Here is a 26321-nt window from a genome sequence, read left to right as displayed (position 1 = left end):
GCTCTTCCGATCTGCGGCCTAGCACGCCGCCCTCTCAAGGCGGTAGCGCCGGTTCGAATCCGGTCGGGGGTACAGACGACGAAGGCCCTCCGCTCCCCGCGGAGGGCCTTCGTCGTGCCCGGGTCCTACTCGAAGCCGTAGCGCCGCGCCGCCTCCTCCTCCTGGGCCAGCCGGTGCAGGGCCTGGAGCATCGGCTCCACCAGCACCGCGCTGGCCACCGCGGCCGCCACCTTCTCCTCCTCCGAGGGCTGCGTCTCCAGGAAGTCCAGATCGGCGATGGCCGCCTGGTGCATCAACTTCGCCCGGGTCGCGAGGAGTTCGCTGTCCCAGTCGTAACCGAGCCGGCGGAACGCGGCCACCGAGACCACCAGTCGGCGATAGGCGGGGGAGACGGTCGTCAGCTGCTTGGCGTTCTCCCAGCCGAGGGTGGTCAGCAGGGCGCCCACCTCCCGGTGCGCGGCCCGCACGTACTCGTCGTCCTCGTCCGGCTCGGGCACCTGCGGCAACGCCCACAGCGCGGCGCCCACCCTGACGGTGCGGCCCAGCGACTCGTCGTCGACGTGCCCGAGCACCTCGCGCACCTTCGCCACCGGCACCCGGCCGACGTGGATCATCGCCCGTACCAGCCGCAGCCGGCGCAGGTGCTCCTCGTCGTACTCCGCGGTCGTGGCGTTGACCTGGCGTCCCGGCGGCAACAGGCCCTCGCGCAGGTAGTACTTGATCGTCGCGACGGGCACCCCGCTGCGCTCGCTCAACCGGGCCAGCCGCATCTCTTGCACCCCTCCTTGGTAAGTGTCACTATCCAAGCACCGAAAGACGGATAGTGCCGCTATCCGACAGGGAACCGGGGGTGTCTCGCATGGTCGCCAAACCGATACCGGGCCGTACGACCGCGGCGCGCGAGGGCGATGCGGTGGTGCTGCTGATCGGCATGCGCATCAACCACTTCTGGGCGGCGCACCAGTGGCTCCCGGTCATGGTCTCCATGGTCCGCATGCTGAGGGAGCTCGCGCGGGACCCCGGGCGGGGGCTCCTCGGGCGCGTCCTGCTGACGGCGTCACCGCGGACGTACTACGTCGTCCAGTACTGGGAGTCCAAGGAGAAGCTGTACGCGTACGCGAGTGCGCCGGAGATGCTGCACCACCGGGTGTGGAGCCTGGTGAACCGCAAGGAGCGGGCCGGGAAGCTGCGGCAGCACGTGGGGATTTGGCACGAGACGTACGTGGCGCCCGAGGGGTCGTACGAGTCGATCTACTTCGACATGCCGGAGTTCGGACTGGGCGCGGCGAGCGGGACGGTCCCCGTGGAACGCCGGGGACGCTACGCGAAGGACCGGTTCGCTCATCGATCCCCGTGAGTGGGGCGCCCCGCAAGGGGCGCTGGGGGTACCCCCAGCGCCCCTGCGTTTCTCCGCTCCCGTCGGGAAAAAGCCGGCCGCGGCGTTGGGGCCGGCCTCTTCTGGCGGGAGCGTTCGTTTCGGGGCTCAGCCGGTGCGGCGAAGCGCCTCGGAGAGGCGGCCCGCCGCGTCGATGACCGCCTGGGCGTGCATGCGGCCGGGGTGGCGGGTCAGGCGCTCGATCGGGCCGGAGACGGAGACGGCGGCGACCACGCGGTTGGAGGGCCCCCGCACCGGCGCCGACACCGACGCGACCCCCGGCTCCCGCTCGCCGATGGACTGGGCCCAGCCGCGGCGCCGGACGCCGGAGAGGGCCGTCGCCGTGAAGCGGGCGCCCTGCAGGCCGCGGTGCAGCCGCTCCGGCTCCTCCCAGGCCATCAGGATCTGCGCCGAGGAACCGGCCTTCATCGTGAGGGTCGAGCCGACCGGGACCGTGTCCCGCAGACCGGACAGGCGTTCCGCGGCGGCCACGCAGATCCGCATGTCCCCCTGCCGGCGGTAGAGCTGCGCGCTCTCGCCGGTGATGTCGCGCAGGTGCGTGAGCACCGGGCCCGCCGTCGCGAGCAGGCGGTCCTCGCCGGCCGCCGCGGCCAGTTCCGCGAGTCGCGGACCGAGAATGAAACGGCCCTGCATGTCGCGTGCCACCATGCGGTGGTGTTCCAGGGCCACGGCCAGCCGGTGGGCCGTGGGCCGTGCCAGTCCGGTGGCCCCGACCAGACCCGCGAGGGTGGCCGGACCGGACTCCAGAGCGCTCAGGACAAGGGCCGCCTTGTCCAGAACGCCGACGCCGCTACTGTTGTCCATGCAACGATACTCACGTCTCACTCTGTGAAACGCAAGTTCAATTTTCGAGGGAACGCGCCACTCTGGAAGAACACAGTGGCCCGCGGACCAACGGGCCCGGCGGCGGACGCCCGGAACCACGACTTCAGGGGCCCGGAACACGGGCAGCCGCTTCCTCAAGATCTCTAGTTGGGCCGGTGCACGTCTGCCGGCCGGAGGGAAAGCGATGGGTAGGACACTCGCGGAGAAGGTCTGGGACGACCACGTCGTCCGGCGCGCCGAGGGCGAGCCCGACCTCCTCTTCATCGATCTGCACCTGCTGCACGAGGTGACCAGCCCGCAGGCCTTCGACGGTCTGCGCCTCAGCGGCCGCCCGGTGCGCCGCCTCGACCTCACCATCGCGACCGAGGACCACAACACCCCGACCCTCGACATCGACAAGCCCATCGCGGACCCGGTCTCCCGCGCCCAGCTGGAGACGCTGCGCAAGAACTGCGCCGAGTTCGGGGTGCGCCTGCACCCGCTGGGCGACGTCGAGCAGGGCGTCGTGCACGTCGTCGGCCCCCAGCTGGGCCTGACGCAGCCGGGCACGACGGTCGTCTGCGGCGACTCGCACACCTCCACGCACGGCGCCTTCGGCGCGCTGGCGTTCGGCATCGGCACCTCCCAGGTGGAGCACGTGCTGGCCACCCAGACGCTGCCGCTGGCCCGCCCCAAGACCATGGCCATCACGGTCGACGGCGAACTGCCCGAGGGCGTCACCGCCAAGGACCTGATCCTGGCGATCATCGCCAGGATCGGCACCGGCGGCGGCCAGGGCTACGTCCTGGAGTACCGCGGCTCCGCCATCGAGAAGCTCTCGATGGAGGCCCGGATGACCATCTGCAACATGTCGATCGAGGCCGGCGCCCGCGCGGGCATGATCGCTCCCGACGAGACCACCTTCGCGTACCTCAAGGGCCGCGCCCACGCCCCCGAGGGCGCGGACTGGGACGCGGCGGTCGAGTACTGGAAGACGCTGCGCACGGACGAGGACGCGGTCTTCGACGCCGAGGTCCACATCGACGCCGCCGCCCTCTCGCCGTTCGTCACCTGGGGCACCAACCCGGGCCAGGGCGCCCCGCTTTCGGCGGACGTCCCCGACCCGGCTTCGTACGAAGACGCTTCGGAGCGCCTCGCCGCCGAAAAGGCCCTGGAGTACATGGGGTTGGAGGCCGGCCAGCCGCTGCGCTCCATCAACGTGGACACCGTCTTCGTAGGCTCCTGCACCAACGGCCGGATCGAGGACCTGCGCGCCGCCGCCGACATCCTCAAGGACCGCAAAGTCGCCGACGGCGTACGGATGCTGGTCGTCCCCGGCTCCGCGAGGGTCGGTCTCCAGGCCGTCTCCGAGGGCCTGGACGTGGTCTTCAAGGAGGCCGGCGCCGAATGGCGGCACGCGGGCTGCTCGATGTGCCTCGGCATGAACCCCGACCAGCTGGCCCCGGGTGAGCGCTCCGCCTCCACCTCGAACCGCAACTTCGAGGGGCGGCAGGGCAAGGGCGGCCGTACCCACCTGGTGTCGCCGCAGGTCGCGGCCGCGACCGCCGTCCTGGGCCACCTGGCCTCCCCGGCCGACCTGTCCGACGTTCGTACGCCCGCTGGAGTCTGATCAGCCATGGAAGCATTCACCACGCACACCGGCCGGGCCGTCCCGCTGCGCCGCTCCAACGTCGACACCGACCAGATCATCCCTGCTCACTGGCTCAAGAAGGTGACCAGGGACGGCTTCGAGGACGGGCTGTTCGAGGCCTGGCGCAAGGACGAGAACTTCATCCTCAACCGTCCCGAGCGGCAGGGCGCCACCGTCCTGGTCGCCGGGCCCGACTTCGGCACCGGCTCCTCCCGTGAGCACGCCGTGTGGGCCCTTCAGAACTACGGCTTCAAGGCCGTGATCTCCTCCCGCTTCGCCGACATCTTCCGGGGCAACTCGCTGAAGAACGGCCTGCTCACGGTGGTCCTGGACCAGAAGGTCGTGGAGGCGCTCCAGGAGCTCTCGGAGCGCGACCCCACGGCCGAGATCACCGTCGACCTGGAGAAGCGCGAGGTGCGCGCCGAGGGCGTCACCGCCTCCTTCGAGCTGGACGAGAACTCCCGCTGGCGGCTGCTGAACGGGCTGGACGACATCTCCATCACCCTCCAGAACGAGGCCGACATCGCCGCGTACGAGGCCAAGCGGCCGTCGTACAAGCCGCGGACGCTCCAGGTCTGACCCGGAGCCCGGTTCGGGCCTGATCACCACATCTGAATACGGCTGGTTTCAGCCATCGCACGACCCCGCCTGTACCCCCGATCGCCACGATTGGGGGTACAGCCATGTCTGCACCCGAACGGACGCTCGCGTTGTCGCAGGTCTTGCCAACTTCCCGCGTTAGGGCTGATGTTGTGGGGGTAGGTGAGTGCTGTGTCCGGGGCTCGCGCAAGTGCCCGGAAGGCCATTCGAGGCGGCAGTTGCCCCCTGCGCAGGCGACAACTCGCCCCAGATGGCACAATCTGTGCATGGAACACGACGGCCAACTCCAGCTCTATGCGGCGGTCGCGGACCAACTGAAGGAAGCGCACACAAGAGTGCGCGCACTGCAAGTCCCGGAGGGCGTACGGATGGCGCTGACCCGGAAGCTGCTGGTCATTACGGCCGCGGCCAAGCACGACATCGCCGACGCGGCAAGGCGGCTCGAGCGGTTCAACGCCGACCTCGAAGCGGGTCGATTCCCGCAAGAGGAAGGCTGACCGGACCCTGCGAGACGGTCGAGTCCGTTGCGGCACAAGGGTGATAAGCCCGTTTCGTGTTTGATTTGCGGTATATATCTGCCTAACGTGCGAAAAAGCTTGAACACTTTCGTTCTGGCGAGGTCTCCGAAGGGGAAGACGTGAACAAGGCGCAGCTCGTAGAAGCGATTGCCGACAAGATGGGCGGTCGCCAGCAGGCGGCCGACGCTGTCGACCATGTCCTGGACGCCATCGTCCGCGCGGTCGTCGCGGGTGAGCGGGTCTCGGTCACCGGCTTCGGGTCCTTCGAGAAGGTGGACCGTCCCGCCCGTTACGCCCGCAATCCCCAGACGGGCGAGCGGGTTCGGGTCAAGAAGACCTCCGTGCCGCGCTTCCGTGCAGGTCAGGGCTTCAAGGACCTGGTGAGCGGCTCCAAGAAGCTCCCGCGCGGCGGTGAGGTCTCGGTCAAGAAGGCGCCCAAGGGCAGCCTGACCGGCACCGCTTCGGCGACGGTCAAGAAGGCGGCGGCGAAGAAGACCACCGCCAAGAAGGCGACGGGCGCGGCCAAGAAGACCACGGCCGCCGCGAAGAAGACGACGGCGAAGAAGACCACGGGCGCGGCGGCCGCCAAGAAGACGACCGCGGCGGCGAAGAAGACGACCGCCAAGAAGACCACGGCGACCGCGAAGAAGACCGCCGCGCAGAAGGCCCCGGCCAAGAAGGTCACCGCCAAGAAGGCGCCGGCCAAGAAGTCGACCGCGCGGAAGGCCACCGCCAAGAAGACCGCGGCTCGCTAGGCCTTCGTTTCGGCGGCGCGCTCGGGACACTCACGCGACGGGCCGGATTCCCTCGGGGAGTCCGGCCCGCGGTGTTCTTCCCGGCCGGGTTGCGTAGCGCGGGGCGCCGTCGACTCAGAACGTCTGGAGGGTCACCAGGGTGATCCGGAGGTCCGCACCCGTCCCCTCGGTCTCGATGCGCACCCTCTGACCCGGCCTGAGCAGGCGCAGGCCGCCCGCCTCGAAGGCCGGGCCGTCGAAGGGGACCGGGGTTCCGTCGTCCAGGAGTACCTGGCCGCTGTGGGTCTCGGGGTCGTACGTGTATGCGGTCGCCTGCATGGGCGCAGCCTACTGGTCCGGGATCAGCAGGCGGGCCGCCACCGTGGCCGTGCGGGGGCCCACCCCCAGTGCCAGGGCGGTGCGCAGGTCCGCGCCGGTGTCCACGTCCTGGCGTACCGAGTCCACGTCGGCCACCAGCAGCTCCACGGCTCCCGAGGCGGCGTGCCGGGCGCGGGAATCCGGGCCGAACGCGGGCGCCAATGCACTGCCGGGCGCCGCCGCCAGCAGAGTGGTGCCGATTGCCGCCGCGTCCGGAAGAAAAGCGCGCGGGAATTCCGCGGCCGAGTCGAGTACCCGCGCCAATTCCAGCGGACGCAACGCGGGCAGATCGGCGTTCAGGGCCGCCACGGGGCTTTCCGGACGCGATGCGCGCACGACGGCCGCCCCGTGCCGGAGGGCGGCGTTCAGACCGCCTCCCGGCGTGTCGGGGACGATGCGCGCGCCCAGCGCCGAGAGCTCGCGCCCGGCCAGCGGGTCGACCGTGACGACCGCCACATCCTTCACGGCCTGGCAGGCCAGGGCCGCCGCCACCGTGTCCAGGGCGAACGCGAGGGCCAGCGACGGGCGCACCCCGTCCGCCGCGGTGTCCGCGAGCCGGCTCTTGGCCCGGGCCAGAGGCTTGAGCGGAATGACCAAGGTCCACTGCACCGATGTACCGTCCCTCCCTCGTTGCCTCATTGTCACCCGGGCCCACCGGGTGACCGCGACACCGAGGCGTACGGTGTTCTCGACAGACCGGCGGGCCGGGGCCACACTTCTTCCCGATCCCGGACCGGGAGGAAGTCCTAGAGGAAGGTGTCCGCGTGCCCCGCCGGAGAATCGGCTTCTGGTACCGCTTCGCTGCGGTGCTCTGCAAACCGCCGCTGGTGGTTCTGATCAAGCGGGACTGGCGCGGAATGGACAACATTCCGGCCGAGGGCGGATTTATCACCGCGGTGAACCACAATTCTCACATCGACCCCTTCGCCTACGCCCACTATCAGTACAACAGCGGTCGCGTTCCGCGATTCCTGGCGAAGAGCGGGCTTTTCAAGAAGGGATTCGTCGGTGCCGCCATGCGGGGCACGGGACAGATCCCCGTCTACCGGGAGTCCACCGACGCGCTCAGCGCCTTCCGGGCCGCGATCGACGCCGTGGAACGCGGCGAGTGCGTCGCCTTCTACCCAGAGGGAACGATCACGCGCGACCCGGACCAGTGGCCCATGACCGGCAAGACCGGCGCCGCCCGCGTCGCCCTGCAGACCAGGTGCCCGGTGATCCCGGTCGCCCAGTGGGGCGCCAACGAACTGCTCCCGCCGTACGCGAAGAAGCTCAACCTGCTGCCCCGCAAGACGCACCACGTCCTCGCCGGTCCGCCGGTCGACCTCTCCCGCTTCTACGACAAGGAGATGACCCAGGACGTCCTCAGGGAGGCGACCGAGGTCATCATGGCGGCCATCACGCGCCAGCTGGAGGAGATCCGCGGCGAGAAGGCCCCCGAGACCCCCTACGATCCTCGCCGGGTACGGATCGAGCAGCGGCGCCGGGCACGTGCGCAGAGCGGTCTGGAAGAGGAGAGCGGCAAGTGAGCAAGCCTGCCAAGGCGGCGGTCTTCAGCGCGGGTTCGTGGGGTACGGCCTTCGGGATGGTGCTCGCCGACGCCGGGTGCGAGGTCACCCTGTGGGCGCGGCGCGCGGAGGTCGCGGAGGCGATCAACTCCGGCCGTACCAACCCCGACTACCTGCCGGGCGTGGAACTCCCCGAGAACCTCCGGGCCACGACCGACCCCGCCGAGGCGGCCGCCGGCGCCGACTTCACGTTCCTGTCGGTGCCGTCCCAGACCATGCGGGCCAACCTCGCCGCATGGACGCCGCTGCTCGCGCCCGAGACGATTCTCGTGTCCCTGATGAAGGGCGTCGAGCTCGGCACCGCCATGCGGATGAGCGAGGTCATCGACGACGTCACCAAGGTCGGCGCGGACCGTATCGCCGTCGTCACCGGGCCCAACCTCGCCCGGGAGATCGCGGCCCGGATGCCGGCCGCCGCCGTGGTCGCCTGCACCGACGAGACGGTGGCCCGGCGCCTCCAGGCGGCCTGCCACACGCCGTACTTCCGGCCGTACACCGAGACCGACGTGGTCGGCTGCGAGCTGGGCGGTGCCGTGAAGAACGTCATCGGCCTCGCCGTGGGCATCGCGGACGGCATGGGGCTCGGCGACAACGCCAAGGGCTCGCTCATCACCCGCGGTCTCGCGGAGACCGCCCGGCTGGGCAGCGCGCTCGGCGCCGACCCGCTGACCTTCTCCGGACTGGCGGGCCTCGGCGACCTGGTGGCCACCTGTTCCTCGCCGCTGTCCCGCAACCACACCTTCGGCACCAACCTCGGCAAGGGCATGACCCTGGAGGAGACCGTCGCGGTCACCAGGCAGACCGCCGAGGGCGTCAAGTCCTGCGAGTCCGTGGCCGATCTGGCCCGCAGGCACGGCGTGGAGATGCCGATCACCGAGACCGTCGTGGACATCGTGCACGAGGGCAAGCCTCCGGTGGTCGCCCTCAAGGAGCTGATGTCGCGCAGCGCGAAGCCCGAGCGACGCTGAGCCACGGCACGCTACGGACGCTGTCTCGGGGCCCTACCACCGGGTACTCTCAACGCGATATGAGCACCGAGAACCTCCCCCAGAGCCCTGAGCAGCCCGCTCGTAAGCCGCGTGTGGCCGTCGTGTTCGGCGGCCGCAGCTCCGAGCACGGGATCTCCACGGTCACCGCAGGCGCCGTACTCGCCGCCATTGACCGGACGAAGTACGACGTCCTGCCGATCGGCATCACCCGGGAAGGCCGCTGGGTGCTCACGGCCGACGAACCGGAACGCATGGCGATCGCCGACCGCCGCACCCCGGAGGTCGGCGACCTCGCCGAGTCCACCGAGGGCGGCGTCGTGCTCCCGGTCGACCCGGCCAGCCGCGAGGTCGTCTACAGCGAGCCCGGCTCGGTGCCCAAGGCGCTCGGTGAGGTCGACGTGGTCTTCCCGATGCTGCACGGCCCCTACGGCGAGGACGGCACCCTCCAGGGCCTCCTGGAGCTCTCCGGCGTCCCCTACGTCGGCTCGGGTGTGCTCGCCTCGGCCGTCGGCCAGGACAAGGAGTACATGAAGCGGGTGTTCACCTCCTTCGGGCTCAAGGTCGGCCCGTACCTGGTGATCCGCCCCCGCGAGTGGAAGCAGGACGAGTCCGCCGCCCGCAAGCGGATCGTCGACTTCGCCGGCGAGCACGGCTGGCCGCTGTTCGTGAAGCCCGCGCGCGCGGGTTCGTCGATCGGCATCACCAAGGTCGACGACCTGGCGGGCCTGGAGGAGGCGATCGCCGAGGCCCAGTCCCACGACCCGAAGATCCTCGTCGAGGCGGCGCTGCGGGGCCGTGAGATCGAGGTCGGCGTCCTGGAGTTCGAGGACGGCCCGCGCGCCTCGGTCCCGGCGGAGATCCCGCCGGCCGCCGCGCACGCGTACTACGACTTCGAGGCCAAGTACATCGACTCCACCCCCGGTGTCGTCCCGGCCCCGCTGACCCCGCAGGAGACGGCCGAGATCCAGGCGCTCGCGGTGGACGCCTTCGAGGCCGCGTCCTGCGAGGGCCTGGTCCGCGCCGACTTCTTCCTCACCGAGGACGGCGACTTCGTCATCAACGAGATCAACACGATGCCGGGCTTCACCCCGATCTCGATGTACCCGCAGATGTGGCAGGCGACGGGTGTCAGCTACCCCGACCTCATCGACCGCCTCATCCGGGCAGCCCTGACCCGCCCGACGGGCCTCCGCTAAAAACCCACGCCGAGCCGAAGCGCCCCGAAGGGGGCGCTGGGGGCACCCCCGGCCGAAGGCTGGGGGAGGAACTGCGCGAGCAACCCCGCACGACCTGCACTCGACGCACTGCTTCAGCCCCACGGCGCCTAGTCGGCGATCCCCTCAGGCACCGCTTTCTTGATGGCAGGCGCCAGCCCCACCAACGGCGCCATGCCATCCCCCGTCCGCCCGGCCGGGATCGTCACCTCGACATACGCCTTCCGCAGCGTCGTGGTGAACCGGAACGACTTGTCGGCCTGCTGCTCCAGCAGCCACCCCACCCCGTTCACCTCCACCCCGTCCGCTTCCGGGTCGGCCATCTCCGCGGGCCGCGGCACGCCGCACCGCAGTATGATCGCCGGGTCGCCGCCCCAGCCGGCGGTCAGCGGAGAGGCCGGTTCCGGATCACGCCGGCCCAGCTTGTCAACCTTCGTCGGCAGCACCCGGTCAAGGCGGTCGCAGAGCTTCACGGCCGCCGCGCCCGGACGGGGAACCGCCGCCGACGGGGCGTCGTCTGCTGATGAGCAGCCCGCGGTCGCGATCACCAACGCGGCGAGCGCGGACAGACCGAATGGCCGGTGACGGAAGAAGTTCACCGGCCAAGGGTAGACGGGGGCTACAGATGGACCACCGGGCAGGTCAGGGTGCGGGTGATGCCGTCCACCTGCTGGACCTTCGCGACCACCATCCGACCGAGTTCGTCGACCGTCTCGGCCTGCGCGCGCACGATGACGTCGTACGGTCCTGTCACATCCTCGGCCTGGATCACACCGGGGATCTTGCTGATCGTCTCGGCGACGGTCGACGCTTTGCCGACCTCCGTCTGGATCAGGATGTACGCCTGTACCACGGAACCTCCAGGGCGGCCACGAGGATCATGTGGGGAAAAGGAACGCCACGGTATCGCGTCGCCGCTCACCGCGGGGAGACCTGCGCGGACAGGGGCTTGCGCGCCAGGGTGCAGGCACGGCAGAAGTTGACGGTCACCTCGACCGTATCCAGGACGACGGTGACGCGCGAGCGGGCACGGCACGGCACAGAAGGGGCGCCAGGGCAATGAAGGGCACTGTTGGTGAGCTCGGGGAGTTCGGGCTCATCAGGGAGCTCACCTCCCGTCTCACCACCACTCCGGCGGTCCGGGTCGGCCCCGGTGACGACGCCGCGGTGGTCGCCGCGCCCGACCGCCGGGTCGTGGCGAGCACCGACATCCTGCTGGAGGGCCGGCACTTCCGCCGTGACTGGTCCACGGCCTACGACGTGGGCCGCAAGGCCGCCGCCCAGAACCTCGCGGACATCGCCGCCATGGGCGCCGTGCCCACCGCGCTGCTGCTCGGCCTGGTCGTCCCCGCCGAACTCCCCGTGACCTGGCCCAGCGAGCTGATGGACGGTCTCCGGGACGAGTGCCAGGTGGCAGGCGCCTCGGTGGTCGGCGGGGACGTCGTACGCGGCGACACGATCATGGTGTCCATCACCGCGCTCGGCGACCTGCGCAACCAGGAGCCGGTCACCCGGGCCGGCGCCCAGCCCGGCGACCTGGTGGCCGTCACGGGCTGGCTGGGCTGGTCCGCGGCCGGCTACGCGGTGCTCTCCCGCGGCTTCCGGTCGCCCCGCGCCTTCGTGGAGGCCCACCGCCGCCCCGAGCCGCCCTACCACGCGGGTCCGGCGGCCGCCGGCCTCGGCGCCACCGCCATGTGCGACGTGAGCGACGGGCTGATCGCCGACCTCGGGCACATCGCGGAGGCCAGCAAGGTCCGTATCGACATCCGGTCCGGCGCGATCGACGTCCCCACCCAGATGAACGACATCGGGCAGGCCGTCGGCGTCGACCCCATCCAGTGGGTGCTGACCGGCGGCGAGGACCACGCGATCGTGGCGACCTTCCCGCCGGACGTGAAACTGCCCGCGCGCTGGAAGGTGATCGGCGAGGTCCTCAACCCGTCCGCGCTGCCCCAGGTCACCGTCGACGGGGCGCCCTGGACCAGCAAGGGCGGCTGGGACCACTTCGGGGACATCGAGTCATGACCCTCCCGCGCGTCCTGACGGTCGCGGGCTCCGACTCCGGCGGCGGGGCCGGGATCCAGGCCGACCTGAAGACGATGCTGGCGCTCGGCGCCCACGGCATGAGCGTGGTCACCGCGGTCACCGCGCAGAACTCCGTCGGCGTCCAGGGCGCCTGGGAGCTGCCGGTGGCGGCGGTGCGCGCCCAGTACCGCGCCGTCGTGGACGACATCGGCGTGGACGCGGTGAAGACCGGCATGCTCGCCTCGGCCGAACTGGTCGAGGCGGTGGCCGAGTTGATCGCAGGGACCGGTGTGCCCACGGTCGTGGACCCGGTGGGCGTCTCCAAGCACGGTGACCCCCTGCTCGCCGCCTCCGCGCTGGACTCGGTCCGCACCAAGCTGCTCCCGGTCGCCACCGTGGCCACCCCGAACCTCGACGAGGTGGCGCAACTCACCGGCGTCCGCGTCGAGTCGGAGGACGGTCTGCGACGGGCTGCGGCCGCCGTGCTGGCGTACGGACCGAAGTGGGTGCTGATCAAGGGCGGCCACCTGCCGGGCGACGCCGTCGACCTGCTCACGGACGGCACGGACGAACATCTGCTGCGCGCGCCCCGGCACGACAACCGGCACACGCACGGCACCGGCTGCACCCTCGCCTCCGCGATCGCCGCCCGGCTCGCGACGGGGCGGTCCGTGCCGGAGGCGGTGGCGGCCGCCAAGGAGTACGTCACCGGGGCGATCGCGGCCGGGTTCGCGCTCGGCGCCGGGATCGGGCCCGTGGACCACGGCTGGGCCCTCAGAAGGGGTACTCCCGCAGCGTGATGTCGGTGGCCGCCTTCTCGGTCATCCTCTTGAAGAAGCGGGCCAGCGGCCGGGAGGCGAGGATCCGGTACATCCGGTCCCGGCTGCGGATACGGCGTTCGGTGGGCGGCGCGAAGAACGGGCCGGCGTTCCCGGAGATCTTCTGGCAGCCCTTGGCGAAGTCCCGGATCCGGGCGTCGTACTCGGCGAACGCGGTACGGAAGTCACCCTGCGCGAGCGCGAGTTCACCGGCGAGGACGTACGCCCCGACGATCGCCACCCCGGTCCCCATCCCGCCCATGGTCGCCCCGTAACCGGCGTCCCCGAGCAGTGCCACGCGCCCCTCGACGAGCCGGTCCACGTGGATCTGGGCGATCGCGTCGAAGTACAGGTCGTCGGTCTCCGCCAGGGCCTTGAGCACGGCCGGGACCTCCCAGCCCATCCCGGCGAACCGGTCCAGCAGGATCCGCTTGATCGCGGGGACGTCCCGGCGGTCGTACGACAGCTCCTCGGACCGGAAGACCAGCAGCGCGGTGGCGCGGTCCGTGTCGCCGTCGTAGTTGCCGACGACGGCCGCGCGGCCGGGCTCGCTGTAGACCCGGCCGGTGCGGTCCAGGCCCAGGTGGTTGGGGACGTCGAAGCCGGCCACGTAGTGGTCGAAGAAGCGCAGGTGGCGGGAGTCGTCGCCGAAGACGAGCCGGCGCGTGTTCGAGTGCAGTCCGTCGGCGCCCACGACCAGGTCGAAGCGGCGGGGCGCACCCTTCTCGAAGGTGACGTCGACACCGTCGGCGTCCTGGACCAGGGAGGCGATCGAGTCACCGAAGACGTACTCGACGTCGTCCCTGGTGCGCTCGTACATGATCCGCGCGAGGTCGCCGCGGAAGATCTCCACGTCCCCGCTCATCAGCGCGGCGGGCAGGTCCACGCGCGGGCTGCCGTCGGCGTCGACCACGGTCTGGCGGCCCATGTGGGTCTGGCGGGCGTGGATCTCGTCCCAGATGCCCATGGAGGTCAGGACGGTGCGGTGGACGTGGCCGCGGAAGTCGACCGCGAAGCCGCCGCCGCGCAGGCCGGGAGCCCTCTCGACGACGGTGACGCGGGCGCCGAGCCGGGCCAGGTCGAGCGCGAGGGCGGGGCCCGCGACGCTGGCGCCGGAGATCAGGACGCTGAGGTGGGCGAGGTTCTTCGTCGTGTGCGTTGTCATGCGACGAGCTTCGGCGGGGGCGCTGACCGTCCCCCTACCGTTCGCTGACCGCCGCTGACCGTTGCCGTCGGCCCCGTTCGAAGGCATGGTCGTAGGCCTCCGGTGAGAGCCTCGCGCGGACGTCCGCCACCACGCGCACGACGTCCGGGTCGCTCTCGGTCCCGGCGCCCCGCAGACCGGCCGCGGCGCCCAGCAGCACCGCGGCCCGCTCGGCGGTGCCGGCGACGGACGCCAGCGCCTCGGCCGCGTCCGCGAGCTCCAGGTCGCCGGGGCCTTCCACGGCGAGTCCGGCGGCCTGCCGGAACCAGTCACGGGCCTCCTCGGTGTGTCCCTCGGCGGCGGCCGTCCGGCCGAGTCCGATGAGGCCGCGGACGGTCTCACCGACGCTGAACCAGTTCGCGGCGCACTCCTGGACGGCGTGCTCGTAGTGCATGCGCGCGCGTGCCGGATCCCCGGACAGCCGGGCAGCGTCACCGAGGCCGCGCCGGGCGGCGGCCACCTTGTCGGGCAGTCCGGCGCCGCGGGCGAGCGCCAGCGCCTCCTCGAAGTGGGTCTCGGCGGCCGCCGGGTCGCCACGGTGCAGCAGTACGGTGCCGCGGCTGCGCAGCAGGTCGGCGGTCTCCTCCGGGACGGCCAGCTCCCGCATGTACGCCAGGCCCTCGTCGAGGAGTTCCAGGGCGCGTCCGGAATCCCCGCGCGCGTGGGCGACCAGGCCGAGCGGGTCGAGGCAGTTGGCCATGCCCCAGCGGTCGCCGGTGACCCGGTATCCGGCCAGGGCGCGGGCGAAGTACTCCTCGGCCTCCCGCGGGCGGCCCGTGAACTGGGCGCGGAAGCCGAGACCCACGTCGAGCAGGGCGCGGGCCCAGGGGGAGTCGCCGGCCAGGGTGCGGGCGTGGCCGTCGGCGACCGGCCTGGGACCGGCGGCGACCGCCCACAGCACCAGGATGTACGGCAGCCGCAGCGGCCCCGGGTACGCGTCCAGAACGGCGTCCACACGCGCGACGAGCTCGGGTTCCTCGCCGGTGCCGGAGAGCGCGTTGACGGCGCACAGCACGTACTCCTCCTCCAGGCCGGGCGGCGGGGTGTCCCCGACGGCCGCCAGCAGTGCCCGTGCCGTCGCCACCCGCTCCCCGTGCAGCCCGCGCAGCCGCCAGAACCAGGAGAGGGGACCCATGAGGCGCAGCGCGCCGTCGGTGTCGTGGCGCACCAGGTGCCCGAGGGCCGCGTCCAGGTTGCCGTGCTCGGCGGCCAGCCGGGCCAGCCAGCGCAGTTGCCCGCCGCCGCGCAGGTGCGGCTCGGCCTCCTCGGCGAGACGCAGGAAGTACGCGGCGTGGGCGTCGCCCAGGTCACGTGGTTCCTCCGCGGCGAACGCCCGGATCGTCTCCAGCATCCGGTAGCGCCCCTCGGACACCTCGACGAACGACTTCTCGACCAGCGAGGCCAGCACGTCCTCCGGATACGGCAGCCCGCACACGGCCTCGACGGCCGCCAGCGTCGCGCCCCCGGAGAATACCGTCAGCCGCCGGGCCAGCTCCCGCTCCTCCTCGTCCAGCAGGTCCCAGCTCCATTCCACGACCGCGCGCAGGGTGCGGTGCCGGGGCGCCTTGGCGCGGTCGCCGCGCGAGAGCAGCCGGAACCGGTCGTCCAGGCGGTCGGCCAGCTCGTCGGGGGTCAGGGTGCGCAGCCGGGCCGCCGCCAGCTCGATGGCCAGGGGCAGCCCGTCGAGGGCGGCACAGATGCCGGGCACGCGCGCGTGCCCGTCGAAACCGGGGCGCACGGCACGCGCCCGGTCCAGGAAGAGCCGTACGGCCGGTTCGGGCGGCAGCGGGGGCACCGGCACCAGGATCTCGCCCGTGATGCCCAGCGACTCCCGGCTGGTGGCCAGCACCCGCACCCCGGGACAGACGGCGAGCAGCAGCGAGACCACCTCGGCGGCCTGGGCCACCAGGTGCTCGCAGTTGTCGAGGACGAGCAGCAGCTCCCGGTCCTCCAGGGCGGCCAGCAGCCGGTCCGTGGTGTCGGCGGCGGGAGTGCGCAGCCCCTCGCGGACCCCGAGGGCGGCCAGCACGGCGTACGGGATGCGCGCACCGTCGGTGAGGGGCGCTAGTTCGACGAGACAGGCGGCGGGGTGGTGCTGGGCCGCCTCGATCGCCAGCCGGGTCTTGCCCGCCCCGCCGGGACCGGTGAGCGTGATCAGCCGGGCGTCGGCCAGGAGGGCGGCGATCCGGGTGAGTTCGGGCTCGCGGCCGACGAACCGGGTGAGCTGGACCGGCAGCCGGGGCCGCTCCGGTCCGGTGCCCCTGAGCAGCTCCAGGTGGAGCTCGGCCAGCTCCGGCGAGGGATCGGCGCCCAGCTCGTCGGCGAGCGCCCGGCGGGCCTCCTCGAACACCGTGAGCGCCTCGGCGGGTCTGCCGCTCGCGTGCAGGGCGCGCATCAGCTGCCCGTACAGCCGCTCGCTCAGCGGCCGGCCGGCCAGCAGCGCCCGCAGCTCCGGTACGAGCTCGGTACCGCCGCCGAGCGCCAGCTCCGCCTCGATGCGGTCCTGTACGGCGGCCAGCCGCAGCTCTTCGAGGCGCGCGGCCTCGGCACCGGCGTCCGGGAGGTCGGGCAGCGCGGGGCCGCGCCACAGCGCGAGGGCCTCCCGCAGGCGGGCCGCGGCCCGCGTGTGGTCACCGGCGGCCAGTGCGGCCCGTCCGGCCGCGGACAGTTCCTCGAACCGGTGCGCGTCCACGCTGTCGCGGGGGGTGACCAGGCGGTACCCGGTGGCGTCGGCCTCGATCTCGGCGTGCGGGGCCAGCCGCCTGCGCAGCCGGGAGATCTGCGACTGGAGCGCGTTGGCGGCCCCGGCGGGCGGCTCGGCGCCGTACAGGCCGTCGATGAGGCGCCGCGTGGAGACCGCGCGGCCGGCGTCCAGGAGCAGCAGGGCGAGCAGCGCGCGGGGCCGGGGTCCGCCGGGGTCGAGCGGAGTGCCGTCGTCGGTGCGCAGGTCGAGGGGGCCCAGGATGCCGAAACGCATGGGGACAGCCTGTCAGGACACGGTCGGACCGGGTCCGGGATTCGGGAGCACGGCAAAAAGCCGGCCCACCTTCCGGTGGACCGGCTCTGTGCAGCGAACCAGCGGTGGCCGCGCGCTCAGCGACAGTGCGTCAGCGCGAGACCTTGCCGGCCTTGATGCACGAGGTGCAAGCGTTCACGCGCTTCGGCGTCCCGCCGACCACGGTACGTACACGCTGGATGTTGGGGTTCCAGCGACGGGACGTACGGCGGTGCGAAAACGAGATGTTGTTGCCGAAGCCCGGCCCCTTGCCGCAGACGTCGCAGTTGGCAGCCACGGGTCACTCCAAAGACTTCAGATGCACTTACGGTTGAATCCCGGCGTGCCGGGATCGAGATCGATGAACCTGAGATCTTGATTGGCGTTGCCAGGGGAATGGCCCGATCGGATCGGGCAACCGGAGCAGCATACAACGGCTGCGACGGTTAGACGAAACTAGCACGGCAGCTCAGGGGCCCGCTCCCGGCCCTCTTCCGGCGGCCGCCCCCGCGGGGTCTACGCTGCGTCCACGTCCGGCCAGCTCAAGGAGGCGCAGGTGGCGCAGGTGCCGCAGACATTCTTCGATGCTCTGGCGGTACGCGCCTGGTGCGGGCACGCGCTCGGGGCGCTCGGCCGGGCGCGCGAGGAGATCGACGCGATCAACGTCTACCCGGTGGCCGACGGCGACACCGGCACCAACCTGTACCTGACGGTCGAGTCGGCCACCGGCGCGGTGGAGGCCGTCTTCGCGGGCTACGAGCTGGGCGAGGAGGTCCCGACCCTCGCGGACGCCGCCCACGCGATGGCCCACGGTGCCCTCATAGGCGCGCGCGGCAACTCCGGCACGATCCTGGCGCAGCTGCTGCGCGGCATGGCCCAGGTGCTCACCGAGGGTGAGGCGACTCACATCGACGGCGAGGGGCTCCGGCTCGCCCTGCGGCACGCCGCCGACTCCGCCCGGCAGGCCGTCGCCCACCCCGTGGAGGGCACGGTGCTGTCGGTCGCGGCCGCTGCCGCTGCCGCCGCCGACGGGACCGGGGGCGACTGCGGGACGGTCGCGCGGGCCGCCTACGAGGGCGCGTGCAAGGCGCTCGCGGCGACCCCGGGACAACTGGCCGTCCTGGAGCGGGCCGGGGTGGTGGACGCCGGCGGCCGGGGCCTGGTCGCGGTCCTGGGGGCGCTGGTGGAGGCGTTCACGGGGGAGACCCCGGCACCTTTCGACGGGCGGGCGCACGGGACGGGTCGGGTCGTCCACGCGCGCGTGGACCCCGTCTCCGACGCCAGGGCCGGCACCTGCGCCGAGGCCGCCGCCGGACCCGCCTTCGAGGTCGTCTACCTGCTGGAGGCCGAGGAGGCCGCCGTGGACCGGCTGCGGACCCGGCTCGACGCCCTCGGCGACTCCCTGGTGGTGGTCGGCGGCGACGGCCTGTGGAACGTCCACGTGCACGTCGACGACGCCGGTGCCGCCGTGGAGGCGGGCGTCGAGGCGGGACGGCCGCACCGGATCAGGATCACCCACTTCGGTGCCGGTGACGCGCACTCCGGCGGGGAGCGGACGCCGCGCGAGCGGGCGCAGCGGGCCGTGGTCGCCGTCGTACCGGGGGAGGGACTGGCCGCGCTGTACGGCGAGGCCGGTGCCACCGTCGTCCTCGCGCGTCCCGGGGAGCCGCCCGCCAGCGGGGAGCTGGTGGACGCCGTACGGCGCGCCCACGCGCGGGAGGTGGTGCTGCTGCCCAACGACGCCGACCTGCGGCACACCGCCGCCGCGGCGGCCGAGCAGGCCCGCGCGGAGGGCATCCGGGTCGCCCTCATCCCGACCCGCTCGGCGGTCCAGGGCATCGCCGCGCTCGCGGTGCACCAGCCGGACCGCCGCTTCGACGAGGACGTGGTCCAGATGACCTCGGCCGCCGGTGCCACCAGGTACGCCGAGGTCGTGGTCGCCGAGCGCCAGTCCTGGACGATGGCCGGCATCTGCCAGGCCGGGGACGTGCTGGGGCTCGTCGACGGCGACGTCGCGGTGATCGGTTCGGACGTCACGGCCACCGCCGAGACCGTCCTGGACCGCATGCTCCAGGCCGGCGGTGAACTGGTCACCCTCGTCCTCGGGGACGAGGCGCCCGAGGACGTCGCCGACCGCCTGCGGGCACGCGTACGCGAGGCGTACCTCGCGGTCGACACGGTGGTCTACGACGGCGGCCGGCAGGGGGCCCCGCTCCTCATCGGCGTCGAGTGAGCCCCTGCCCCCGTCACTGCTCCGTGGGCTCCAGCAGCTGCCGGGCCTCCGCCTGCCGGGCCCGGACCGTCTCGTCGGCCGGGTCGGCGCCCTCGTAGGCGGCCAGCACCGCACGCGCGCGTGCCGCCGCGTCCGCCGGACGGCTCAGGTCCGCCTCCAGCCAGCCCGCGGCGAGTTCCGCACCGGTACGGCTGTGCAGCGCGTCCGCGCCGAGCCCCGCGAACACCGATATCGCCGCCGCCATCTCCGCGAGCGCCGCCTCGAACGCCTCCTGGATCTCCGCGTCCTCGGCGTCCTCGGGTACGGAACGGGCCAGCAGGTCACCGAACTGCCGGTGCGTCTGGCCCAGTTCCCCCGCGAGCCGCTCCGCCGCGGCCGGGTCGTCGGCGGATTCCAGCGCCTGCCGGCACTCCCGGACCGCGTCCGCCATCAGCTGCCGCGCGCCCGCCGGGCCCGCCTCCGTGCGCAACGCCAGCCACGCGCGGGCGCGCAGCGAGCGGACCAGGAAGTGCACGTTGCCCATCGCCCGCCACAGCTCGCCCGCACGCCGGTAGGCCCGGTCGGCCTCGGCCGGCAGGCCCGCGTTGCCGAGCGACTCGGCGGCCAGGTGGGCCAGCGTGGCGTGGTCGTGCTGCTCGGGCCAGTGCCGGGCGGTCTCGGCCGCCTGGAGCCGTCGTTCGGCGGCCGCGTGGTGCTCGCCGAGCTCGCTCAGGCAGTCCCCGAGCCACCACTGCGCCTGGACCACCGCGCCGTCCCCGTGCGTCTCGGCCCGCAGGTCCGCCAGCGCCGACTCCAGCACCTCGGCGGCCTCCGCGAACCGCCCCTGCCGCAGCAGGAAGCCGCCCAGCTGGTGCCGGGCCCAGGCACCCAGCGTGGCGCTCTCCCCGGCCTCGTCGGCCCAGTGCGCGGCCTCCAGGGCGTGTTCGGCGGCCTCCTCCGCAGCCCCCCGCCCGCCGACCACCTCGGCGAGCTGGAGGTGCAGCTGCGCCCGCCCGACCGGCTCCACGTACGGCCCGCCGTGCTCCAGGGCCGAGCGCAGCGCCCGCTCCGCCTCGGCCAGGTCGCCCTGCTCATGGGCGAGCGCGGCCACCCGCACCTGGTACTCGACCGCGAACCACGGCAGCTCGGCGCCCACGAACTGCGCCGACGCCTGCCGGAACAGCTCGGCCGCACGCTCCCCGTCCCCGGCGTGCTCGGCGAGTTCGGCGAGCATCGCCCGCCCCTCGGCCGCCCGGGACACCAGCCGTACGTCGGCGCCGCCGCGCCCGCCGACCAGCGCCAGCAGCTCCCGTACGGCCCGCTCGGCCGCCGCGGAACCCGTCGACCGCTCGTGCACCCGCCGCATCAGGATCCGCGCCCGGCTCATCAGCACCGACGCCGTCTGCCGCACCCCGGTCGCGTCCTCCGCGTACAGCGCGAGGATCCGGTCGTACGGCTCGTCGATCCCGGCCAGCGCCTCGTCCAGCTCCCCGGACAGGGCCCGTACGTACGCCGCACGCGCGCGTGCGGCGATCGCCTCGCCCTCGTCGCCCGCCTCCGCGTACAGCTCGGCCGCCCGCTCGAACAGGGCGACGCCCTCCGGGCCGCGCCCCATCGCCGTGTGGTCGGCGATCTCCGCGCGGACGTACGGGTCCACCTCGGTCTCCTCGGCGGCCCGCGCGACGGCCGCCCACGCCTCCAGGGCGTGCGGCTGGAGCGTGTCCGACAGCCGGCGCGCCTCGGCCAGCAGCGCCGGCAGCTCCGGCGTCGCCGGGGCCACCGGGACGGCCGGCGCCACCGGGACGGCCGGCGCCACCGGGACGGCCGGCGCCGTGCGCACCGCCCGTACCCCCAGCGGCAGCCGGTCCGCCAACGGCCGCTGCGCCATCCGCTCACGCAACCGGTCGCCCACGGAGGAGGTGCCGTTGCGGGCGTCGAACCGCGCGGCCAGCTCCAGCGCCTCCCCGCGCGCGTGCGCGGCGAGTTCCCCGGCGGTCCAGGTGCGCCCGGCGGGCCCCGGCACCCGCTGCTCCCCGAGGCCCAGCCCGGTCAGCCGGTCCATCAGCAGCGCCACCACCGCCAGGAAGTCCATCCGGCTGCGCGGCTGACCGGTGTCCGTGAAGTAGGCGGGACGTTCCGCCAGCAGCTCCAGACCGCGCGCCTCGTTGCCGGTCAGCGCGCAGAACTCCACGTGGTCGGCGTAGGCGCCCCGCATGCTCTCCATGGGGCGCACCAGCCGGAAACCGCGCAGGTGGTGGGCGCGGGCCTCGTCGAACCTGCCCAGCCGCAGCAGCGGGAGCAGCGAGGAGGCGAGCACGGTGTGCGGCTCGTGGGCGCAGCTGTACTCGCCCTCCAGGACCGGGCGCCACAGCTCCAGGGCCTCCTCGTCCCGGCCGCTGCGCAGCTGCCAGCCGCCCTGTCCGTGCAGCTCGCACGCGTGGCAGTCGGCCATCCGGTCCCGGTCCGCCGCCAGCCAGGCCGCGTACGCCCGCTCCGCGCGCGGAAGGTCACCGATGTGCCCGGCGACACTGAACTCGGCGCTGCGCACGGCCCGTTCCGAGTGCCCGGCGAGCCGGTAGCGGTGCTCCATCTCGCCCAGCCACTTCTCGATCGAGGCGAGCGGGACGTGCGGCTGGTCGAGCATGCCGGCCGTCATCCACTTGAAGACCCAGTGCAGCGAATGCGTCTCGTACTCGTCGAAGTCCCCGGGCCGCTCGTCCCACATCCGCAGCAGCCGCGCGAACGGGACGAACATCTTGTCCTTCTCGGAGCTGTAGTTGTAGACCTTCAGCTGGTGGCCGAGCGCCTCGATCACGGCCAGCGGGATGTTCAGCTTCTCGGCCTCGGCCAGCAGCTGCTCCGCGCGCGCGTTGCGGGCGGGCCCCTCCGGCTCCTCGGAGTTCTCCGCCATCGCCCGGCGCAGCGAGTCGAAGTCGGTGATCCCGGCGATGTCGCCCATCAGCGGTCGCCCTCCCCGTGAGTGGCCCATTCCAGGAGGCCGATGAACGAGCGGTTGATCAACGCCGAGTCGGCCGGCCGCAGCGGACGCTGGGCCATCAGCAGCGCCTGGCCGTAGAGCGACTCGGTCGCGGTGCCGATCAGCTCCGGGTCCTTCAGCGAACCGATCCGCCGGACCAGCGGGTTGAGGTGGTTCAGCACCAGACGGGCCCGGGGCGCGCTGCCGCGCAGCGAACCCAGGATGCCCGCCCACAGGTCGTCGGCCTGCTCCTCGGCGTCGGCGCGGGCCTGTTCGTGGCGGGCGGCACGGTCGTCGAGGTGCAGGGCCGGCACCGACAGCGGGTGGAAGGCGCGCAGCACGATGTCGCACTGAAGGGGGTCGAGCGTGGCCCGCGCCACCGCCAGGAACCCGGCGAGCGCCAGCTCCTCCGCCGGCTCCACCGCGTCCAGGTGCGCCGTCACGGTGTCCGCGTCCAGCTCGGCGACCACGGTCCCGGGACGCGCCGAAGGAAGCGCCTCCACCAGCTCGCTGTCGTACGTGTAACCGCCGTTGACCACCCCCACGCCCTGCGCGGAGGCGATCGGCGCGACCTGCCGGTACTCCTCGACCGTCCGCGTGAAGTGCACCACCGGGTGCCGCTGCGCGAACTCCTCCAGGGACAGCTGCCCGTCGGTGGTCTCGAAGGGCAGCCACGGCAGCATCGTGCGCAGCATCTCCGGGTCGTGCCGGGCCAGCGACTTCACACCCAGGTGGTGGACGGACAGGAAGGCGGACAGCCGCCCCGGATCACCGGCCGCGAGACCGGTCAGCCAGGACCGGATCCGCTCGCCGAGCGCCTCCCGTACGGCGGCCAGCGTCTCGTCCTCGTACAGCGACTCGCGCGAGGCGGTGGGCCGCAGACTGTCCGTGTCCAGGACGCAGCGCACGAAGAACGCCCAGTCCGGCAGCAGCTGTTCGGCCCGCTCGGTGAGCAGCATGCCCTTCAGGTGCACCCGGTGCGTGGCCCGCTGGGCCGGGCTCACCGCCGACGGCAGCACGTAGGCCACGCCCCGGATCCCGGCCAGCGGCACGTCCAGCGCGATCGAGTCCAGCGGAGTGAACCCGAACAGCTCGTGGCAGTGCCGGGCCAGCGCCACCCGGCGGGTCGCGGGGGAGGGGTACGGCCGGTCCCAGGGCGCGGGCAGGTCGGTGACCGCCTCCTCGCCCACCCGGACGTCGTAGGGCAGCAGCGAACCGAAGTCCCGGGCCAGCTGGAGCACCCGCCGCTCGGCCAGCCACTCCGCCGCGCCCGCCCGCGCCACCAGGTGCACGGTGGTGCCGGGCTCCGGCCGCGCCTCGGGCGGCAGCGTCCGCACGGTGTACGACCCGTCCTCGCGCGCCGTCCACTCCACGGGCGGCGCGTCCGGCGTACGGGCACTTCGGCTGACCACCCGGATCCGCTCGGCGACCACGAAACAGGCCAGCAGGCCGATGCCGAACTGACCCAGGAAGTCGGAGCGGGCCTCCTGCAACCCGTCGCTCCGCTTCGAGCTGCGCCCGATGGTCGCCAGCAGGCTGTGCACGTCCGACTCGGTGAGCCCGACGCCGCTGTCCTCCACCCGAAGGGCACTGCCGTCGGCGTACAGCCGCACCCGCGCCGGGGCGTCGGGCTGCTCGGCCCGTCTGGCGGTGATCGCGTCCACCGCGTTCTGCAACAGCTCGCGCAGGTAGACCTTGGGGCTGGAGTACAGGTGATGGGAGAGCAGGTCCACCAAACCACGCAGGTCGACCTGGAACGTATGAGGTGACTGTGATGCCTGGGATGACTGTGAGGTCTGGGAATCCATCGTCGCTGCGCCGGAGGGGGGAAGACGCGGTCGGCGCGGGGTCGGGCGGTCCCTGATGGGGCGGTGACCGCGGAAGGATGGCCGGAGCGCGCCATCCTATGACTCGAAACGACCGTCTGACCAGGAGTTTCCCGAACCGTATCCGGCGTTGTCAGTGGCGTGGTGTGCAATGGATCTCGTGCCCGCACTGGAAGAGCCCCTGAAACAACCGCTGAAGTCAGTGCTCGGCCCCGCCACCGCGAAGGTGATGGCCGAGCACCTCGGCCTGCACACCGTCGGCGACCTCCTGCACCACTACCCCCGCAGATACGAGGAGCGCGGCCAGCTCACCCACCTCGCCGACCTGCCCATGGACGAGCACGTGACGGTGGTCGCGATGGTCGCCGACGCCCGTCTGCACTCGTTCGCCTCCGCCAAGGCGCCCCGCGGCAAGGGGCAGCGCCTGGAGGTCACGATCACCGACGGCAGCGGCCGGCTGCAACTGGTCTTCTTCGGCAACGGCGTGCACAAACCCCACAAGGAACTCCTGCCCGGCACCCGCGCGATGTTCGCCGGCAAGGTCTCGGTCTTCAACCGCCGGCTCCAACTGGCCCACCCGGCCTACGAGCTGCTGCGCGGCGACGACCCGGACGAGTCCGTGGAGACCTGGGCGGGCGCCCTGATCCCGCTCTACCCCGCCACCGCCAAGCTGGAGTCCTGGAAGATCGGCAAGGCGGTCCAGACGGTCCTGCCCAGCGCCCGGGAGGCCCTGGACCCGCTGCCGCCGTCCCTTCGCGAGGGCCGCGGTCTGGTCCCCCTTCCAGAGGCCCTCCTCAAGATCCACCGCCCGGGCACCAAGGCGGACGTCGCCCAGGCCCGTGACCGCCTCAAATGGGACGAGGCCTTCGTCCTCCAGGTGGCCCTGGCCCGCCGCCGCCACACCGACGCCCAACTCCCGGCGGTGGCCCGCAGGCCGTCCCCCGACGGCCTCCTCACGGCCTTCGACGACCGCCTCCCCTTCACGCTCACGGACGGCCAGCGGAAGGTCTCACGGGAGATCTTCGACGATCTGGCCACCGAACACCCGATGCACCGGCTGCTCCAGGGCGAGGTGGGGTCGGGCAAGACACTGGTGGCGCTCCGCGCGATGCTCGCGGTCGTCGACGCGGGCGGCCAGGCCGCCATGCTCGCGCCCACCGAGGTCCTGGCCCAGCAGCACCACCGCTCGGTCACCGAGATGATGGGGGAGCTGGCCGAGGGCGGCATGCTGGGCGGCGCGGACCACGCCACGAAGGTCGTCCTCCTCACCGGCTCGATGGGCACGGCGGCCCGCCGGCAGGCGATGCTGGACCTCGTCACGGGCGAGGCGGGCATCGTGATCGGCACGCACGCGCTCATCGAGGACAAGGTCCAGTTCCACGACCTCGGCCTGGTCGTGGTCGACGAACAGCACCGCTTCGGCGTCGAGCAGCGCGACGCCCTGCGCGGCAAGGGCAAGCAGCCGCCTCACCTGCTCGTCATGACCGCGACCCCCATTCCCCGCACGGTCGCGATGACGGTCTTCGGCGACCTGGAGACCTCGGTCCTCGACCAGCTCCCGGCCGGCCGCTCGCCGATCGCCACCCACGTGGTCCCCGCCGCCGACAAGCCGCACTTCCTGGCCCGCGCCTGGGAACGGGTCAGGGAGGAGGTCGGCAACGGCCACCAGGCGTACGTCGTCTGCCCCCGCATCGGCGACGACATCGACGAGGCCGACCCCAAGAAGGCGAAGTCCGCTGAGGACGACGCGGAGAAGCGCCCGCCGCTGGCCGTCCTGGAGGTGGCCGACCACCTGGCCAAGGGCCCGCTGAACGGCCTGCGGGTCGAGGTCCTGCACGGCCGTATGCACCCCGACGACAAGGACGCCGTGATGCGCCGCTTCGCGGCGGGCGAGACCGACGTCCTGGTCGCCACCACGGTCATCGAGGTCGGCGTGAACGTCCCCAACGCCACGGCCATGGTGATCATGGATGCCGACCGCTTCGGCGTCTCCCAGCTCCACCAGCTGCGCGGCCGCGTCGGCCGCGGCTCCGCCCCCGGCCTCTGCCTCCTGGTCACGGAGATGCCCGAGGCGAGCGCGGCCCGCCAGCGCCTCACAGCGGTCGCCGCCACCCTGGACGGCTTCGAGCTGTCGAGGATCGACCTGGAGCAGCGCAGGGAGGGCGACGTGCTGGGCCAGGCCCAGTCGGGCGCCCGCTCCAGCCTCCGCGTCCTGGCGGTCATCGAGGACGAGGAGATCATCGCCCAGGCGCGGGAGGAGGCGACGGCACTGGTGGCGAGAGACCCGGAGCTGGCCGACCTGCCCGGTCTGCGAACGGCCCTGGACGCCCTCCTGGACGAGGAGAGAGAGCAGTACTTGGAAAAGGGCTGAAGGTGACCAACTCAGGGGCGCTGGGGGTCCCCCCGGCCGAA

23 protein-coding genes are annotated in these 26321 nt (G+C 72.6%); 12 read left to right on the top strand and 11 right to left on the bottom strand.

From position 1 onward, the window contains the following. Positions 1-125 precede the first annotated feature (125 nt). The gene (locus tag AB0958_RS20880) at positions 126-770 is read right to left on the bottom strand and encodes a MerR family transcriptional regulator (RefSeq protein WP_366891937.1); all 645 of its coding nucleotides are present in this window, start codon (positions 768-770) and stop codon (positions 126-128) included. Between the two features lie 89 nt (positions 771-859). Between AB0958_RS20880 and AB0958_RS20875 the strand changes: the two genes are divergently transcribed. Beyond that, a complete protein-coding gene (locus tag AB0958_RS20875; RefSeq protein ID WP_366891932.1) occupies positions 860-1357 on the top strand; it encodes a DUF4188 domain-containing protein in 498 nt (165 codons plus the stop codon). A 126-nt stretch (positions 1358-1483) separates the two neighbouring features. Here the strand turns inward: AB0958_RS20875 and ndgR are convergent, their stop codons facing one another. After that, positions 1484-2200 carry an IclR family transcriptional regulator NdgR gene (gene ndgR / locus AB0958_RS20870; protein WP_003993203.1) on the bottom strand — a complete coding sequence of 239 codons (717 nt, stop codon included), beginning with the start codon at positions 2198-2200 and terminating at the stop codon, positions 1484-1486. A 205-nt stretch (positions 2201-2405) separates the two neighbouring features. Between ndgR and leuC the strand changes: the two genes are divergently transcribed. The 4 genes from leuC (at position 2406) to AB0958_RS20850 (ending at position 5724) form a co-directional block, all read left to right on the top strand. Further along, positions 2406-3830, top strand: a complete 1425-nt coding sequence (gene leuC / locus AB0958_RS20865) for a 3-isopropylmalate dehydratase large subunit (RefSeq protein WP_366891931.1) — start codon at positions 2406-2408, stop codon at positions 3828-3830. A gap of 6 nt (positions 3831-3836) precedes the next feature. Further along, positions 3837-4430 (top strand): 3-isopropylmalate dehydratase small subunit, encoded by a 594-nt coding sequence (gene leuD / locus AB0958_RS20860; RefSeq protein WP_366891930.1) that lies wholly within the window; start codon positions 3837-3839, stop codon positions 4428-4430. A gap of 287 nt (positions 4431-4717) precedes the next feature. Then, entirely contained in the window at positions 4718-4948 is a 231-nt protein-coding gene (locus tag AB0958_RS20855; RefSeq protein ID WP_366891929.1) for a hypothetical protein, read from the top strand. Positions 4949-5088: 140 nt separating this feature from the next. Beyond that, positions 5089-5724 (top strand): HU family DNA-binding protein, encoded by a 636-nt coding sequence (locus AB0958_RS20850; protein ID WP_366891928.1) that lies wholly within the window; start codon positions 5089-5091, stop codon positions 5722-5724. A gap of 114 nt (positions 5725-5838) precedes the next feature. Here the strand turns inward: AB0958_RS20850 and AB0958_RS20845 are convergent, their stop codons facing one another. Continuing rightward, entirely contained in the window at positions 5839-6042 is a 204-nt protein-coding gene (locus tag AB0958_RS20845) for a hypothetical protein (RefSeq protein WP_366891927.1), read from the bottom strand. A gap of 9 nt (positions 6043-6051) precedes the next feature. Continuing rightward, positions 6052-6690, bottom strand: a complete 639-nt coding sequence (cofC, locus tag AB0958_RS20840; protein ID WP_366891924.1) for a 2-phospho-L-lactate guanylyltransferase — start codon at positions 6688-6690, stop codon at positions 6052-6054. A 155-nt stretch (positions 6691-6845) separates the two neighbouring features. On the opposite strand from cofC, the gene AB0958_RS20835 reads away from it, so the two are divergent. The 3 genes from AB0958_RS20835 to AB0958_RS20825 are packed head-to-tail and all read left to right on the top strand — an operon-like array spanning position 6846 to position 9834. Then, positions 6846-7610, top strand: coding sequence for a lysophospholipid acyltransferase family protein (locus tag AB0958_RS20835; RefSeq protein WP_366891923.1), 765 nt, complete (start codon positions 6846-6848; stop codon positions 7608-7610). Continuing rightward, positions 7607-8617, top strand: coding sequence for an NAD(P)H-dependent glycerol-3-phosphate dehydrogenase (locus tag AB0958_RS20830; protein WP_366891922.1), 1011 nt, complete (start codon positions 7607-7609; stop codon positions 8615-8617). Before AB0958_RS20835 ends, AB0958_RS20830 begins: the two co-directional genes overlap by 4 nt. Positions 8618-8676: 59 nt before the next feature. Next, positions 8677-9834 carry a D-alanine--D-alanine ligase family protein gene (locus tag AB0958_RS20825; protein WP_366891921.1) on the top strand — a complete coding sequence of 386 codons (1158 nt, stop codon included), beginning with the start codon at positions 8677-8679 and terminating at the stop codon, positions 9832-9834. Positions 9835-9962: 128 nt separating this feature from the next. Here AB0958_RS20825 and AB0958_RS20820 read toward each other — a convergent pair whose 3' ends face one another. Together AB0958_RS20820 and AB0958_RS20815 are read right to left on the bottom strand one after the other, a co-directional pair. After that, the gene (locus AB0958_RS20820; protein ID WP_366891920.1) at positions 9963-10451 is read right to left on the bottom strand and encodes a DUF3515 domain-containing protein; all 489 of its coding nucleotides are present in this window, start codon (positions 10449-10451) and stop codon (positions 9963-9965) included. A 20-nt stretch (positions 10452-10471) separates the two neighbouring features. After that, a complete protein-coding gene (locus AB0958_RS20815) occupies positions 10472-10705 on the bottom strand; it encodes an Lrp/AsnC ligand binding domain-containing protein (RefSeq protein WP_101400883.1) in 234 nt (77 codons plus the stop codon). 206 nt (positions 10706-10911) lie between these two features. Here AB0958_RS20815 and AB0958_RS20810 point away from each other — a divergent pair, with 206 nt between their 5' ends. Beyond that, positions 10912-11877 carry a thiamine-phosphate kinase gene (locus AB0958_RS20810; RefSeq protein WP_358974982.1) on the top strand — a complete coding sequence of 322 codons (966 nt, stop codon included), beginning with the start codon at positions 10912-10914 and terminating at the stop codon, positions 11875-11877. After that, positions 11874-12677: a bifunctional hydroxymethylpyrimidine kinase/phosphomethylpyrimidine kinase gene (thiD, locus tag AB0958_RS20805; protein ID WP_366891919.1), complete on the top strand. Its 804-nt coding sequence runs from the start codon at positions 11874-11876 to the stop codon at positions 12675-12677. Before AB0958_RS20810 ends, thiD begins: the two co-directional genes overlap by 4 nt. On the opposite strand, the gene AB0958_RS20800 is transcribed toward thiD, so the two are convergent. From AB0958_RS20800 to rpmB, 3 genes are all read right to left on the bottom strand, one after another. Then, the gene (locus AB0958_RS20800) at positions 12652-13860 is read right to left on the bottom strand and encodes an FAD-dependent monooxygenase (RefSeq protein ID WP_366891918.1); all 1209 of its coding nucleotides are present in this window, start codon (positions 13858-13860) and stop codon (positions 12652-12654) included. The two genes, thiD and AB0958_RS20800, sit on opposite strands and share 26 nt — an antisense overlap. A gap of 34 nt (positions 13861-13894) precedes the next feature. After that, positions 13895-16876, bottom strand: a complete 2982-nt coding sequence (locus AB0958_RS20795) for a BTAD domain-containing putative transcriptional regulator (protein WP_366891917.1) — start codon at positions 16874-16876, stop codon at positions 13895-13897. A gap of 130 nt (positions 16877-17006) precedes the next feature. Beyond that, positions 17007-17192, bottom strand: a complete 186-nt coding sequence (rpmB, locus tag AB0958_RS20790; protein ID WP_009190838.1) for a 50S ribosomal protein L28 — start codon at positions 17190-17192, stop codon at positions 17007-17009. A gap of 258 nt (positions 17193-17450) precedes the next feature. On the opposite strand from rpmB, the gene AB0958_RS20785 reads away from it, so the two are divergent. After that, positions 17451-19127 (top strand): DAK2 domain-containing protein, encoded by a 1677-nt coding sequence (locus tag AB0958_RS20785; RefSeq protein WP_366891916.1) that lies wholly within the window; start codon positions 17451-17453, stop codon positions 19125-19127. A gap of 13 nt (positions 19128-19140) precedes the next feature. Here the strand turns inward: AB0958_RS20785 and AB0958_RS20780 are convergent, their stop codons facing one another. Further along, complete coding sequence (locus AB0958_RS20780) at positions 19141-22056, bottom strand: tetratricopeptide repeat protein (protein ID WP_366891936.1); 2916 nt, start codon at positions 22054-22056, stop codon at positions 19141-19143. A gap of 8 nt (positions 22057-22064) precedes the next feature. Then, positions 22065-23891, bottom strand: coding sequence for an HSP90 family protein (locus AB0958_RS20775; protein ID WP_366891915.1), 1827 nt, complete (start codon positions 23889-23891; stop codon positions 22065-22067). Positions 23892-24060: 169 nt separating this feature from the next. Here AB0958_RS20775 and recG point away from each other — a divergent pair, with 169 nt between their 5' ends. After that, positions 24061-26280, top strand: coding sequence for an ATP-dependent DNA helicase RecG (recG, locus tag AB0958_RS20770; RefSeq protein WP_366891914.1), 2220 nt, complete (start codon positions 24061-24063; stop codon positions 26278-26280). Positions 26281-26321 lie beyond the last annotated feature (41 nt).

The organism is Streptomyces sp. NPDC006655, from assembly GCF_040703965.1.
Taxonomy (GTDB): Bacteria; Actinomycetota; Actinomycetes; order Streptomycetales; family Streptomycetaceae; genus Streptomyces.
Note: the sequence above shows the minus strand (reverse complement) of the source record. Positions and strands in the feature narration are given on the sequence as shown.

What these genes read in the sequence shown, in the direction of transcription:
- AB0958_RS20880 (WP_366891937.1), bottom strand. Translation starts at nt 770, where the DNA reads ATGCGGCTGGCCCGGTTGAGCGAGCGCAGCGGGGTGCCCGTCGCGACG.
- AB0958_RS20875 (WP_366891932.1), top strand. Translation starts at nt 860, where the DNA reads ATGGTCGCCAAACCGATACCGGGCCGTACGACCGCGGCGCGCGAGGGC.
- ndgR (WP_003993203.1), bottom strand. Translation starts at nt 2,200, where the DNA reads ATGGACAACAGTAGCGGCGTCGGCGTTCTGGACAAGGCGGCCCTTGTC.
- leuC (WP_366891931.1), top strand. Translation starts at nt 2,406, where the DNA reads ATGGGTAGGACACTCGCGGAGAAGGTCTGGGACGACCACGTCGTCCGG.
- leuD (WP_366891930.1), top strand. Translation starts at nt 3,837, where the DNA reads ATGGAAGCATTCACCACGCACACCGGCCGGGCCGTCCCGCTGCGCCGC.
- AB0958_RS20855 (WP_366891929.1), top strand. Translation starts at nt 4,718, where the DNA reads ATGGAACACGACGGCCAACTCCAGCTCTATGCGGCGGTCGCGGACCAA.
- AB0958_RS20845 (WP_366891927.1), bottom strand. Translation starts at nt 6,042, where the DNA reads ATGCAGGCGACCGCATACACGTACGACCCCGAGACCCACAGCGGCCAG.
- AB0958_RS20825 (WP_366891921.1), top strand. Translation starts at nt 8,677, where the DNA reads ATGAGCACCGAGAACCTCCCCCAGAGCCCTGAGCAGCCCGCTCGTAAG.
- AB0958_RS20810 (WP_358974982.1), top strand. Translation starts at nt 10,912, where the DNA reads ATGAAGGGCACTGTTGGTGAGCTCGGGGAGTTCGGGCTCATCAGGGAG.
- thiD (WP_366891919.1), top strand. Translation starts at nt 11,874, where the DNA reads ATGACCCTCCCGCGCGTCCTGACGGTCGCGGGCTCCGACTCCGGCGGC.
- AB0958_RS20800 (WP_366891918.1), bottom strand. Translation starts at nt 13,860, where the DNA reads ATGACAACGCACACGACGAAGAACCTCGCCCACCTCAGCGTCCTGATC.
- AB0958_RS20795 (WP_366891917.1), bottom strand. Translation starts at nt 16,876, where the DNA reads ATGCGTTTCGGCATCCTGGGCCCCCTCGACCTGCGCACCGACGACGGC.
- AB0958_RS20775 (WP_366891915.1), bottom strand. Translation starts at nt 23,891, where the DNA reads ATGGATTCCCAGACCTCACAGTCATCCCAGGCATCACAGTCACCTCAT.
- recG (WP_366891914.1), top strand. Translation starts at nt 24,061, where the DNA reads ATGGATCTCGTGCCCGCACTGGAAGAGCCCCTGAAACAACCGCTGAAG.